Raw genomic sequence first — 13,438 nt, 5'->3', positions numbered from 1 at the left:
GAGCGGACCCACCCGACGCCGCATGAAGTCGTCGTCCTGTTCCTCAAGCTGTTTGATGCCCTGGAGCACATGCACGCCAAGAACGTGCTCCATCGAGATTTGAGCCTGAGAAACATCATGGTCACCAAGGACGGCGATCCGGTGATCATCGACTTTGGAGCGGCGGACTACGCAACAGCCGAGGAATTAACGGATGGGCCACTTCCGCCAGGGACGCCGCGTAACCGCAGCCCCGAGGCTCAGAGTTTCTGGGATGAAAACCGCCTCAAGCACGGGGCCCGTTACACCTTCAAGGCGACGGACGATATTTTCGCGCTCGGAGCCAACCTCTACGACGTGCTGACGGACCCCACACCGGAACGCACCGAGGAGCGGCCCGTACTCAATAGCATGTTCCTGGTGCCGCCTACCCCGCTGCGGAAAACCAAGGGGCGTGTGCCAGCGGAGTTGAGCGCCTATGCGATGAAGCTGATCCATCGTGACCTGGAGGTGCGGCCTGCGACGGCGAAAGATGCGCGGCGCCTCCTGGCAGACTTGGAGCGCTACGAGGGGGCCGATTGGCGCGAGATCCCCATTCACCCGGCATCCTCGCAGTTACCGCCAGAGCCCCCGGAAGCGGAGCCCTTGCCAGTGGAAGCGCGACAACCCGAGGGTCCGCAGGAGCCGATCCCTTCCCATCCGCTCCCGGTACAGGTGGGGCCAGCGGATGCGGCGCCCGTGCCTTCTCCGGTGCCGGTAGCGCCAGCGGATGCGGCGCCCGTGCCTTCTGCTGCTGCGCGGGCTCCTGTGCAGCACAGCCCGCGCCGTGCGAGGTTGCGTCAGGTGTTCCTCGGGGCGTTGGCGCTCTCTGTCTTCACGGCAGTCGTGGCCGCCTCCCTGCTGCATACGTCAGCGCAACCCGAGCGGCCCCCCGTGGCCAGGAGCACACCAGCGGATCAGCTCCCAGCCTCAAGCACTGTGGCCGAAAAGCCGACAAGCCGCCCCGAACGGTTAGCCTCCCCTCTCCCTACCCAGAAGGAGGCGAGCCCTTCCGTGAAGCTGCCCGACAACTCCCCGACTCTCACCAATGGCGTACCCGACCCGCAGCAAGTCCAGAGAGTCAGCGCACGGCGCGCGGTCATCAAGAAGTGCGCGGCGCTCGTGGCCTCCGTCGCATGGCTTGAGGCGGGCTGCACTGGCGTGCAGACGCGCCCGGATCCCGAGCCGTGTCCCGAAGGAGCCCTGAAGGCGATGGACGAGTTAGGGTGGTCAGTGGGCTACGAAATCCCCGGGCCCGGCATCCTGCTGGACGTGACCAAGGGGACCTATGAAGAGGCACGCGAGCAACCTCATGCCGTTTGGAAGGATGGGCCCGTTACGGGTGCTCTGATCAGGGCGGAAGGCAAGGCGCCTGCGGGGATGAGGGTAGATGGGCATCTGTGGACGACGGGAGATCGCATCTATGGCCGCTACGTCCGCGCTCACCTTCCAGGCGGGCGCACCGTGCCGATCTGCCTCGAACTGGCGAACGTGGGCGAATTGGGCTCGTCACTGGAAGAGGACTCGAAGCCCGGCGCCCCTGTGGCCTCCAAGGTGTCCGGGACGGTGGCCGTTGAGCGGTGGAGGTGAGCCGGGCCCGGGAGAGCGCGTGCGCGCATTGGACAGGCAACGCGAGTCGGCCAGGTGAAGTTGGCCCGTTGGCTCCCTCCCGCATCGAAGTGGGCCTACCGGGGCGTTCCGCTGATGCTGTAGCCAGAGATCGCGCCGCGTCTAACCTTGGGCGTCGTTCCATGTCCCAGCACATGCCAGGTAGTGTTTCCCTCCGTTGCGCGGCGTCCTTTCGCTCGCCGCCAGGAGCCGATCCCACATGGCTACTTCTCGCCAACCCTGGAGCGTCCCGGGGGTGATTCTCTTCTCTCACGGCAATCTCTCGTATGAGGTGGATCTGTCGCGTCCGTTGGTCGAAGAGTTGGCGCAATCCAAGCTTGGGGAAAGGACAGTCCCAGCCTGGGAGCGCACCGAGAAGAAGCGCCTGCGGGAAGTCATCGTCCGCTCTCTGCCGCCCACGTCGTCAGACGATCCCGACACGCTGGAGAGGATGCGCGCACGGCTCCGAGAAGAGGCGCACCTCGCCACGTACCTGCAACACCCGAGAATCGCCCGCTCCCTCGGGCCCTACGAAGTCCAAGGCGTTCTCTACATCGTGTCCGACCGTGCAGAGGGCACCTCGATCAACACGCTGATCACCTACTCGCAGATGCGCGAGAGGTTCCTATCCCCGGCGTTCTGCCTCTACGTGGGCGCCGAAGTCGCGGGAGCCCTGCACTACGCACACACCTGCAAGGACGCGAACGGCGCCCCGCTGGGCATCGTTCATCGGGACTTGAACCCCGCCCGCATCTTCCTGGAGCCAGAGGGCGGGGTGATACTGACGGACTTTGCCCGCGCGCGCTCCCTGCTGCCGGGCCGCGTGGCAACGACGCTGCCGCGCCCTCAAGGCGACGTGTTCTATTGCTCCCCCGAGGCGTTGCTCTGCGAGGAGACGGATCCGCGCTCGGATCTGTTCTCACTGGGGCTGGTGCTGCTGGAACTGGCCACTTGGCGACACCTCTACAGCACCGCCACCGTGCGGCCCGACGAATTGGAGGAGGCGCTAACGGAGAAGGTCAAGGGGAAGGTTCTGGAAGCGGCGATGACGGCCATGGAGGCAGACCTACCGGACCATGCGGAAGACTGCATCCTGCGGGCTGCCACATTCACCCGGGAAGAAGTGGACGAGATCACCCAGCCGCTGGCGCACCCGCTGCGCTCCATCGTCCGCAGATTGATCCAGCGGAACCCGGAAGATCGCTATCAGTCGGCGGCTGAAGTGGAGGCGGAACTTCGGGCGGGCCTTGCTGCGCTGGGAGCCCCTTACGGGCCCAAGGAGGCGCTAGACGAGGTGATGCTCTCTCTGACGGGGGCCAGCATGAGCCGGGGCGTTCTCGGGCCCACGAGCGAGAGCCAGCTACCGCCCAATATGGTGACGGAAGAGGACATCATCAACGAGCGGGGCGGGACCACCTAGCTACCCGCCGCGCCCTCTCTCACGGGCTCGGTGGAGGCCAGCGGCCGTGCTGCACCAGCGAGCCACGCGAGCACCTCGGCAGGCACACCCGTTGCGGTCAGGTGAGGCTCTCGTGCGAGGGCTGTCGTTATGCTGCACACCAGACACGTGAGCAGGGTCCTGACATCAAGGCGATCACGCATGTGGGCTCCGAACCGTTCAGGGCGTCAAGCCGGGTCATGCCGACTTGCGATTCCGGGCGTCGAGCCCTGTCATTGCCTATTCCGGCCGGATCGATCACCCATTCCGGACTCGGTCGATCACCCTCAGTCACTTCTTGCCCCTCCCATTCCTTGGCCCCGCCGAGGTCCCGGGAAGGCCGCTCCCACCAATCGTGGAGCGGACTTACGGGGGCCGAGCATCCAAGCTTCACGCTCCGTCCGGGTGATCGATCCCTCCGGAATCGGTGATCGATTTGGTCCGGAATACGCATGTCATGCCGACTTGCGATCGAGCAACTGGGCCTGCACCAGCTGGGAGTACCGCCCTCCACGCAGCAGCAACTCCGCGTGTGATCCCGCCTCCTGTAGGCGCCCGCCCTCCATGACTAGGATGGTGTCGGCATTCACCACGGTGCTCAGCCGGTGGGCAATCACGATGCGCGTACAGCTCAGGCCCGACAGCGCTGCATGGACACGGCTCTCGGTGACGGAGTCCAGGGCACTCGTCGCCTCATCCAGCAGCAACACGGCCGGCTTGCAGACCAGCGCCCTTGCGAGCGCGAGCCTCTGCCGCTGGCCGCCCGACAACGATAGGCCCCGGTCGGCCAGGGGGGTGTCGTACTGCAGGGGCATCGCCATGATTTCGTCGTGAATCTGCGCGGCCTTCGCCGCCTCAATGATGGCCTCCATTGGAGCATCCGGTTGTCCCAGCGCGATGTTGGCGCGGATGGTGGTCCCGAAGAAAGAGGACTCCTGGAGCACGATACCCACCTGGCTGCGGATAGAATCGAGATCCAGTTCCGCTAGGTCCCTTCCGTCGTAGAGGATGCGCCCCTCGGTCGGCAGGTACAGCCCGAGCATAAGGTGGGCCAGGGTACTCTTACCCGCGCCCGACGGTCCGACAATCGCGACGAACTGGCCTGGCTGGATTCGGACGGACACGTCCTGGACGACAGGCGGCCCCAAGGGCGCAAAGCGGAACGACACCCGGTCGAGCCCGATGGCGCCCTGGAGTTGGATGGCGCTTCCCTTCGCGCCGACCGGCCTCTCGGGGGCGGTGTCGAAAACTTCGTTGAGGCGCTCTAGGTAGGTGCCCAAGTACTGGAGCTGGTTCGCGGTGCCCACAAGATTGGAGAGCGGCACGAGCAGTGCCGTGGCCAGGGCGGAAAGGCTCAGCATCTCCCCGAGCGTCAGGTTACCCCCGAGCACTTGGTAGGCGCCGAAGCTGAGCACCACCAGCGGGGAAGCCAGCCGCAGCGTGCTGGTGAGTGTCTCCACCCAGTTGGTCAGCCGCCCCCGGTCAATGCCCGTGTTCAGCACGTCCACGAAGATGTCCGAGTAGTGCTGTACGGACCGCTCTTCCACCCCCAGCGCTTTGAGGGTCTGGATGCCGGTGAGCATCTCGAATTGGTAGCCCTGGTTCTTGGCATCCAGTTCCATGTTGCGCATGAGCAGCTCCCGCTGCCGCTTTTGCGCCATGGTGAAGGTAAGAACTTGGAGGGCGCCCAACCCCAGGACGATGAGCCCCAGCCAGGGGCTGGCGACGAAGAGGAAGAGGAAGTAGAGGAGCACCATCGCCCCGTCCAGCACCGTCGAGATGCTGCCGGCGGAGAGTATCTCCCGCACGGAAGCGTTGATGTTCATCCGCATCATCAGGTCCCCGGCCGGCCGCACCTGGAAGAACGAGTAGGGAAGCCGGACGAGGTGGTCAAGGAACCCCAGCATCAGGGCGGAGTCCAGCCGGGTACGTAGCTCCACCAGCAAGTGCCCGCGCAGTAGCGACGTTAGCAGTTGGAAGACCACGATGCCGGCGAAGCCTGCGGTCAGCATGAGCAACAACTGGTAGTCGCCCCGGGGCACCACGCGGTCCACCACCATGCCCGTCAGCACAGGGACAGCGAGCGTGAAGAACTGGAGGATCGCGGACAGGACGACGACCTGCCCGAGACTGTCCGTGTTGCGCAAGAAGTTCAGGACGTACCGGTAGGTCCCCCGGCCCACCTGTCGGCCCGGAGTGAAGTCATCCGCCGGCTCGAACACCAGCGCTACTCCGGTGAAGCACTGGCTGAACTGCTCCAGCGCGACGAAGCGCCGTCCCTGGGCCGGGTCGAGGATGTGGACGCCCCCCTTTCCCAGCTTCTCGAAGACGACGTAGTGAGTGAACTTCCAGTGGAGGATGGTCCCTGGGGCTAGGTAAGGCAGCCGATCCAGGTCGATGGAGATTCCCCTGCCGCGCAGCCCGTACTGGCGCCCTGCCGCCAGCAGGGTTCGCGCGTCGGTTCCGTCGCGGTTGATTCCGGTGAGCTGCCTCAGTTCCTCGAGCCCGACCTCCTTCCCATGGTAGGCAAGCACCATGGCCAAGCAGGTGACGCCACAGTCCGTTGCGGCCATCTGCCGCATTTCTGGAAACCGCTGCCGGGTGCGTGGCAGCAGGCGGCCCAGGGCCGGGAACCGCTTCATCAGGCCTGTCTTCGTGTCAGCTGTCATGGGAACCGAGCCTTCGCAAGCCAGGGATGATCAGCCGCAGCATGTTCTCCGAGCGGACGCGCACCTCAGCGCGCGCGGACATCCCATCAAAGTACTCAAGCTCTCGGCCCTCGCTGATGAAGGCCGCCGCTGGTAGGCGCACCTTCACGAGCACCAGTGGTCCCTCTAGGGAGAGCGCGTCACCGACCTCCATTCCCAGGTAGCGCCGGACCTCGCCCGGCCCGACGACTTGGTTCCCCACAGAGTCGATGGTGAACTCGCGGTAGTCGTAGCGGAACCCGTCGAGTTCCACACGCAGCGGCATGCCGGGCTGGAGGAAAGGCCGGTAGTAGCCCGGCAGCAGCGCGATGAGCGACGCCTGTGAGTCCGGCCCCACAAGCGACAGCACGGGAGTGCCCACAGGGAGGTACTGCCCGGGCTGGATGCGCACATCGCCAACGACGCCCGTAAAAGGAGCCTTCAGCGTGCGCTGGTCCAGTCGGGCCTGCGCCAACTCGCGGTCAGCGCGCAGCGTCGTCAGCGCCTGGCGGGCCGTGGCATCCTCGGGGTCTCGCAGGAAGCGGACGAGTTGGAGTTCGAACTCGCGGTCGAGCCGCTCCAAGAGGCTCGTCTCCTCGCGAGAGGCAAAGGTCACCAAGCGCTGTCCCTTCTCCACGCGCTGTCCGGGCTGGACCTCCACCGTGGCGACGAGGCCAGCCGTCTCGGCGGCCAGCGTCGTCTTCCCCACGATACGCACCACCGCCGGTCCGGTCGCGTACTCGTTGACGCTCCCTATGGCACAGAACAACACCACGGCGCAGAAGATGGCCAGCAATAGCCGGTAGACGGCCTGGGACCAGGAAGGAGCGATACGCAGCACGTCCCCTCCCTCCTGTGCGGCACCGTTCCTACGGTGCTCCAGTGCTTCCTTGCGGAAGAGCGAGGTCTTTCCTTGCATCGGCGGTCCTCTCGTCGGAGCTAGGCAGGAAGTTCTTGGGAGGCTCGACCTCGGCACGGGCGTTTGGTGCGACTAGCACCTCGGCCACTAGGCCCGAGCGAACGAGATCCGTCCCTTCTTCTTTCAGGCTGGCAATGGCAAGCACCATGCGCGAAGCAGCGTCTATCTCGGGCGCGACCTTTTCCACCCGTCCCCGCAGGAGCAAGGAGGAGTTTTGGATTCTCACCTCCACTGGCATGCCAGGCACGATGCCGGGAACTTCATGCTCCGAGACGGCGAAGCGGATCCACGGCGCCCTTGAGCGGAGCAGGTGCAAAAGGGGCTGGCCTTGGGCGAGTTGGACGCCCGGATCCGAGTAGCGCGCCGCCACCGTCCCATCGAAGGGAGCTCGGAGCAGGGCACTGTCCAGTTGCTGCTGGAACTTGGCAATCTGCGCCTCCCGTTCCTGGATGCGGACCTGCGCTCCGACCACCTTCGTGGTCGCTAGGCGCTCCTCAAACTGCGCGGTAGCCAGTTCCTCTTCCGAGATAGCTCCCAAGGAGATCTGCCTCGGATCCGAGCGGCGCCTCAGTCGGGCCTGAGCCTCCTCAAGTGCGATGCGCGCGACCTCCAGTTCCACCCGGGCCGACTTCAGCGCTGCTTGCGCGATGGCCATCTCCCGCTCCAGCGGTTGGGTATCCATCCGTGCGAGGATCTCACCCGCGCGCACGGTGTCGCCGACTTGCACTGCGACGCTCTCCAGCCGCCCATCGAACCGCGGGGACAGGTGGACTGCCTCGCGCGCGACCACTACTCCGGTGAACCGTCGCGCGGCAGCGGGGTGGGCCTTCCCCAAAGACTCGCGCGCTTCCTCATGCGGCGCCGGCAGGGGTACCTGCTGGGCCGAGGCGCGCAATCCGCTCGCCCCCAGGCGCGTGAGCACCAGCAGCCCGACCATGAGCGGAATGAGCAGCGCGACACACACGATGAAGAGACGTTTCGGCATGGCAGTCGTTCAGGGTGCCCGAGCCTGGTACCAGCGCTGCGTGTCACCCGGTCTGGCGTTCATGCGCCCGGAGAAGGGTCGAGCGTCAGCACAGCGGGAACGCGTCCCGGAGCCGCCAGCCGGAGCAGGCTCAACCCGATGCCAGCCAGCCCCGTCATCAGCCCGGGGGTCTCCACGCCCAGCGGCACTCCACATAGCCAGCCCTCCGCACCGATGGTGTCGAGAATCATCTCCGCCAGCCTGTAGGTCCGGCCCCGCAGCTCAGGCTCTCCAAAAACCTGACTTGCCTGGAACAGCAGTTCCAGATTGCCCAGGTCTCCGTGGCACAGGGAGTGATTTCTGCCAAAGCCCTGAGCCACTGTTGTCTGGACGGCAGCCTGGATTTCGAGCCTCAGCTTCGGGTCGTCGAGGTGGGGCAGCATCTTGATGCGCGTCAGTCCTATCCCTGGAGCGCCGTGACACCATCCCACCGAGAAGCGGGTGGCGCGCTTGTCGGCGGGAGTGTCGTCGGGCACGCGCAGGTCGGCCCAGTTGCGAGCCTCGGCGGAGAACTGGCTCCGCTCGTAGGCAAGGGCTTCGCGGGCAGCCTCCCAGAAACGCGCGTCCTGGGTGACAGTCGCCAGTTCCAGAAGGGCCCAGGCAATCCCCCCAGCACCATGGGAGAGGCCCGTGAGCGGCCAAGCGGCAATGCTCTTCACGTGCCAGCCGAGTCCTTGCGGCATGCGCTGGGCCGTGTCGAGCAGCCGATCCCCACAGCGGATAGCGGCCGCGAGTGCGCTAGGCGAGCCACTGGCGCCATGCAGCCGCAGCAGGCCCAGCAGGGCGCCAGCCGCGCCATTCATAACATCGAGGTCTTCATCCTTGTCAATGAGCGGGCCGAGATGCCCAGCCACGATCTCGGCGTCGCGCAAGAGGGCCGGGTCTTTCCAGAGCACCGCCAGTTGGGTGAGCGCGTAGATGAAGCCGCCCCAGCCCCCGAAGCCGCCAATCAGCTTCACCACCTCCCTCTGGTCCACTGCGAGCTGACGTGCAGTCTCCAGCGCCAGCCTCGCCAGCGCCGTGTAGCGGGCCTCTCCCGTCACGTGGCCCAAGTAGCCCAGAAAGAGGGCGATGCCCGCATTCCCGGAGTACAGGTCCACGTGGGTGGGGGCCAGGGACCAGTAGCGGTCGTTGACGATGGTCAGCCCCACCCAGCCAACGTCCTGGGGCCCATGCACCGCCAGCTTCGCGAGCCGGTCTCCCACGGCGCGGGCCCCGGCCAGCAGCCGCTCCGGCGTAGCCTCCACTGTCGGCTCCTGGAAGGCACGGCGAATCCAGCCGGAGCCTTCGGTCCCCATGGCCAGGGTGGTGAACGAGGCGCGCACGAGCCACAACTGCTGCTGCAGGTCTTCCGGCCTGAGTTCCCGGATGTGTTGCAAGGCCCGCTCCAGCGCGGGCATGTCGAAGAAGTCCGCGAGGCGCTCGTGGCGGCTGTCCAGCAGATCCCTTGAGCCCGGGCGGGTCGTGAAAATGGGGATGTCGCCGTTATGGAGGTCGGCGCGCTCAGCGGCGAGCACTCGCTGCAACTGGGGCAGGTCCTCGGCACCGAGCCAGAGCTTGTCAAAGAAGCGGTCCCGGTCCAGCGCATCTCGGAGCACGTTGGGATGGCTGCTTTCCCGCAGGAGCAGGCTATAGGCATAGGTCGCGCGGAGGACTACGCGGACCTCATCGTCCGCGAAGCGGGCTAGGGGCCCATTCGGAGCGCAGAGCGCCTCCCGGTGCTCGACCAGCAGTTCGTAGAGCCGGGTGAAGCCGCGCGTGAGCGCCCCCACGTACTGGGTCACGTCTACCGGCTGTCCCTGAAGGTGGGGACGATTCTGGGAGCCCGCGCTCAGCAGCTGCTTCCGGACGATGTGCATCTCGTCTGTGCCGACGCGGGAAATAGTCGGCGTGGGGTGGGGCCAGAGCTGGGGCAACCCTCCTCCCAGCCCGCTGATCTCGAGGCCGTCCGAGCCCGCCTGCAGCCAAGCGCGGCCAGGCAGCAGTCCCACGCTCATAACGGAAGTGTACATCTCATGAAACACCCGTGGCTCGAACGTGCTGGCGCTGCGGGGCGGCACCGGATGGAAGAGGGCCTCAAGGTCCGTCAGCACGGGGTGCTCCCCCGCGGCAATCAGGTTCTCGGAATGGAAGTCCGTTGCCTGGAGCGCATAGAGCAGGGCCAAGTAGCTTCCCTGCCGCTCATAGAAGCGCTCGACCTCGGCCTCGGTGGTACAGCTCCGAGCCTCGATGAACTCGACCCAGCCGTGCGTCTGCCGGGACAGGACCTTGAGCGTGAGGAAGGAGGGCTCCAGACCCCGCGCGTTGAGCCAGGCCAGCAGTTGCTGGAAGTGGAAATCTACGTCAAGTGGGCGTGGCTTGTAGACGAGCCGACCGCCCGAGCTGAACCGGGCGAACAGGACGGACCTGCCGTCATTATGCCGGTCCCCCATTCCTCCGTTGATTCCAGTGAGTTCCCCCTGGAGGACACCGGGCCCCAGTAGGTCGATCAGCTGCGGCCAGTCCGCGCTCAGGTGCTGCAGGAACTCCAGGCTGAAACGCACCCATTGATCAATGGTGGTTACAACCTGCCGCGACAGAACGGGATACTCCATCAGCAGTGCGCGCGCGAACTCCCGCTGCGAGAGCAGCTGCGCGAAGTGCTGGAAGCGCTCTTGGGGTGTCTCCCCCTGCAGCCGGCCCTGAACGCGGCAGACGTTGAGCTCCAGGACGAGGGTCCGGTGCAGAAGCTCCAGCAGCCTTCCCGGAAGCGAGGGGATGAAGAGCAGATCCACCGTGGAGGAAAAGGGCGAATTGGGAGCGCTCCGCAGCAGTTCCTCAATGCCCTGACGCAACCGGGCGCGGCCCTGCTCGACCAGCGGAAGGATGACCTGGAGGAAGGGCGCCAGCGACCGCTGCTCTGGGGGGATGACCCCGGTCAGCAGATGAAGCGTGTCGGTGTCCGTCGATGGTGGTGCGGCCAGTGCCGCCTCCAACTGGAGCAACCACCTGGGAGACTGGGTGGGGCGAGAGTCCCGGATCGACTCCGCAGGCTCGGCGAGTAGCCCGAGCAGCCCCTCTTCCGTCAAGCCGTCCAGGGCCAGCCTGCGCTGGAAGACCGCCTCCTTGTCAAAGGGACGTTGGGTCTTCCATTGCTGCAGCCGCTGCCGAGCCTTCGCGATGTCCTGGTCGGCGCCAGCGGGGGGCGGCGTGCGCCGGACGAGCCGCTCGGCTAGGGGTAGCGCGAGATACCATTGGGAATCGTCGGGGAGGCGTGAGGGGGACACGGAGGAAGACTCCAGAGTCTGCGGGTGTGGGGTTACGGCCAGTGCCCTGCCCTGCGGCGGAGAGGGCAATCCACGGCAGTTCCAGTGATGGGCTTAGGTTTCACGATCGGCCGTGTCCAGGGGATGTCAATGGCTGGCACTGACCGGCATATACTAGCAATGTGCTGCGAGATGACTCTAACGACAGACGATGCCTGGAGGACCAAGGAGGACTGAACAGACAGGGGCTGAACAGTCCCCCGTGCCAGGGCTGTGGGAGATTCCGGTCGGAGTGTCTGATATCGGATTGCTAGCTCACGAGCGTGGAGGGAATTCGGATTCTCTCCACGCTCAGACCGGCCGGGACGGAAGCACCGGCATCAGCAACTGCAATAGCACGGCGAGTTCGCGCTGCCCGTGCCGGTGCTCATGGTGGGGGGCTGCTTGCTCACGACGATGCCACCCGAGATGAGGGCCAGATCGGCGTCGGTCAGTTCCAACTCGCCGACGGGGTTGGCCGGGACAAGGGCGCGAGCCTCATCGCTCAGGGTCTCGAGGTAGGAGGCATCCTTCCAGGCGCGCACGATGTCAATGTTGGACATGCTGTTCTCCTTGGTTCTGCTGCGGATAGGTGCATCAGGCCGTGTGGCCCAACGCCAATCTAAAGCAGTCACAAGACAGTCCAACGGTGGGATTTCGTCTTCTACATTTTTTGTCTATCGATATGTCTGCCTTCAATCAGGAGTAGTTGTCTGGTGATGACTTCCTGGCGAAAGGGCTGTTAATCGCCCGGCATAACACGAGGCGCGCGGGAGCCCTCCCGGTTCTAATTGCCAGCGGGTGGCGAGGCCCCCCGCTCACGGGCCAAGAAGACGGAGCACGGAGCAGGCGCAGGGCGTCCTCGTCGCGCATCACGTGCAACTCCATGACAACAGGAAAAGCAAGGTCCGGTCGCCCGTCACCGGCTGATCAGGACCTGATCAAGCCTAGCTCCAAGGGGCTGCATGGCCTCTCCACCAACCCGGTGGACGGATCCATCGGCCCCCGTCAACGCTCCTCTTCTGCCCTCTGCACCACCCGCCACCCTCCTCATCTCCAAGGACGACCGCGACGACATGCCAGCCTGCGTGTCCGAGGATGGCGCCCAGTTCCGGTGGGAGGTCTTCGTCGGTCCAAACGGGTGGCCGGAGCCCTGGCGGGCAGGGTCCCTCTTTTCTCCAACAGCCGCAGCACCCGGTGCCGCACCACCCTCAGCAATTTCTCCACCTCTGCTTGCGTGGGCGGAGGCAACGGCTCGAAGTGCACGCCGCCCTCCCGCAGCACGAAGGCGCCGTCCGGCACCAGCGAGTGGAAATGAGAGTCACCTGCAAGGCGGAGCCGAAGAAACGGGATGAACGACACGGCCCCGGCCTGCCCAACAACGTAGGCCCTGCCGCCGTGCCCTCCGCCGCTGCAGGGCGTGCCCCCGCGCGCAGGAAGAGGGTGAGGACGTCCGAGAGGAGCCGCACGTCCATGAGCAGCCCCCACCGCACCCGATGCGGAAAGGACAGCGTCCACTGCCGGTAGGGCACATGCGGCAGCACCCGCTCCACCCACTGCACTGCCGTCACATGCGCCCGCTTCGCGTTGAAGGAGGGACACACCCCTCGTCCCTTGCACGAGAAGGCGACGAGGAACTCGTCCTTGCAACTCTCGCAGCGCACCCTCGCGAAGCCGTGCGTCAGCACTCCGCACTCTAAGTACCGGGCTAACGTCCCGCTCCACATACCGGGGCAGGCCGCGTCACACATCGCTCGCCTCCTCCAGCAGCGTGGTCAGGTTGTCCTTCACCGCCTCGTACAGCATCGTCCCTTCCGGCTGCCTCAGCCGATACGCCCACCCGCGCTCCTCCACCCGCTCCTCCCCTGCCACACCTTGCCATGGCACACGCTCCAGTCCGTCTCCCACGGGGTTCTCGTGAGCCCTATGAGACTGGGGAACTCAGTCCGCCTGCGTCCAAGCAGATTGCCCCTGTTGGGCCGCATGTGCCCCCAGTGTGACCCTCCAGCGGGGAATTGAACGGGACGAGACGGGACGAGACGGGACGGAGCGGGGAAACGATCCGGTGTGAGATCAAGGCGTTAGCCGGTAACAGCGCGACCTGCTTAGGGTTTTGCTTCCGCCTTGATGCGGGTTCGATTCCCGCCGCCTCCATCCCGCGAGTCCAGAGAGCTCGCGGGGGTGAAGAGCTCGCGACGAGCGCCGCCCCGCAGGCTCGTGGTGATGAGTGCCGCTGCGCGAGGCCCAGCAATACCTACGATGTAGGCCACCTTCCCGGTGGAGGTGAGATCTCGCGTGAAGGAGAGATAGGAGAGGGTGATGGACAGGTGGAGCGCCCACGACAGGTCAAACTCGAGACCAAAGTAGAGCACCAGGTTGAGCCAGTCCTCGCGCGCGGCTCAAGCCGGGACGGAGGATGTTGAAGAGCTCATGAAGCCTTTACACAAACGACATGGGTTC

Annotated in this window: 10 protein-coding genes; 2 read left to right on the top strand and 8 right to left on the bottom strand. The window is 65.6% G+C overall.

What is annotated here, in order from left to right; genetic code table 11:
- Window positions 1-1,608, top strand: a 1,608-nt coding sequence (locus KY572_RS35675; RefSeq protein WP_224248159.1) for a serine/threonine protein kinase, incomplete at its 5' end; no start/stop codon positions are given.
- 274 nt (window positions 1,609-1,882) lie between these two features.
- Window positions 1,883-3,046: a serine/threonine protein kinase gene (locus tag KY572_RS35670; RefSeq protein ID WP_224248158.1), complete on the top strand. Its 1,164-nt coding sequence runs from the start codon at window positions 1,883-1,885 to the stop codon at window positions 3,044-3,046.
- 473 nt (window positions 3,047-3,519) lie between these two features.
- Here KY572_RS35670 and KY572_RS35665 read toward each other — a convergent pair whose 3' ends face one another.
- The 8 genes from KY572_RS35665 to KY572_RS35630 form a co-directional block, all read right to left on the bottom strand.
- On the bottom strand, window positions 3,520-5,706 hold the full coding sequence (locus tag KY572_RS35665) for a peptidase domain-containing ABC transporter (RefSeq protein WP_224248157.1): 2,187 nt from the start codon (window positions 5,704-5,706) through the stop codon (window positions 3,520-3,522).
- 16 nt (window positions 5,707-5,722) lie between these two features.
- On the bottom strand, window positions 5,723-6,547 hold the full coding sequence (locus tag KY572_RS35660; RefSeq protein WP_224248156.1) for an efflux RND transporter periplasmic adaptor subunit: 825 nt from the start codon (window positions 6,545-6,547) through the stop codon (window positions 5,723-5,725).
- Between the two features lie 73 nt (window positions 6,548-6,620).
- Window positions 6,621-7,655, bottom strand: coding sequence for an efflux RND transporter periplasmic adaptor subunit (locus KY572_RS35655; RefSeq protein ID WP_224248155.1), 1,035 nt, complete (start codon window positions 7,653-7,655; stop codon window positions 6,621-6,623).
- 59 nt (window positions 7,656-7,714) lie between these two features.
- A complete protein-coding gene (locus KY572_RS35650) occupies window positions 7,715-10,960 on the bottom strand; it encodes a type 2 lanthipeptide synthetase LanM family protein (protein ID WP_224248154.1) in 3,246 nt (1,081 codons plus the stop codon).
- Between the two features lie 359 nt (window positions 10,961-11,319).
- The gene (locus tag KY572_RS35645) at window positions 11,320-11,541 is read right to left on the bottom strand and encodes a mersacidin/lichenicidin family type 2 lantibiotic (RefSeq protein ID WP_224248153.1); all 222 of its coding nucleotides are present in this window, start codon (window positions 11,539-11,541) and stop codon (window positions 11,320-11,322) included.
- Between the two features lie 648 nt (window positions 11,542-12,189).
- Window positions 12,190-12,705 carry a transposase zinc-binding domain-containing protein gene (locus KY572_RS48235; protein ID WP_224248162.1) on the bottom strand — a complete coding sequence of 172 codons (516 nt, stop codon included), beginning with the start codon at window positions 12,703-12,705 and terminating at the stop codon, window positions 12,190-12,192.
- 16 nt (window positions 12,706-12,721) lie between these two features.
- On the bottom strand, window positions 12,722-12,865 hold the full coding sequence (locus KY572_RS35635) for a hypothetical protein (RefSeq protein WP_224248152.1): 144 nt from the start codon (window positions 12,863-12,865) through the stop codon (window positions 12,722-12,724).
- 218 nt (window positions 12,866-13,083) lie between these two features.
- Window positions 13,084-13,350, bottom strand: coding sequence for a hypothetical protein (locus KY572_RS35630; RefSeq protein ID WP_224248151.1), 267 nt, complete (start codon window positions 13,348-13,350; stop codon window positions 13,084-13,086).
- Window positions 13,351-13,438 lie beyond the last annotated feature (88 nt).

This window comes from Hyalangium gracile (assembly GCF_020103725.1).
Lineage (GTDB): Bacteria > Myxococcota > Myxococcia > Myxococcales > Myxococcaceae > Hyalangium > Hyalangium gracile.
Note: the sequence above shows the minus strand (reverse complement) of the source record. Positions and strands in the feature narration are given on the sequence as shown.

Excerpts from the sequence above, each read along its gene's own strand:
- KY572_RS35665 (WP_224248157.1), bottom strand. The coding sequence starts at position 5,706 with ATGAAGCGGTTCCCGGCCCTGGGCCGCCTGCTGCCACGCACCCGGCAG.
- KY572_RS35655 (WP_224248155.1), bottom strand. The coding sequence starts at position 7,655 with ATGCCGAAACGTCTCTTCATCGTGTGTGTCGCGCTGCTCATTCCGCTC.
- KY572_RS35645 (WP_224248153.1), bottom strand. The coding sequence starts at position 11,541 with ATGTCCAACATTGACATCGTGCGCGCCTGGAAGGATGCCTCCTACCTC.
- KY572_RS48235 (WP_224248162.1), bottom strand. The coding sequence starts at position 12,705 with ATGTGGAGCGGGACGTTAGCCCGGTACTTAGAGTGCGGAGTGCTGACG.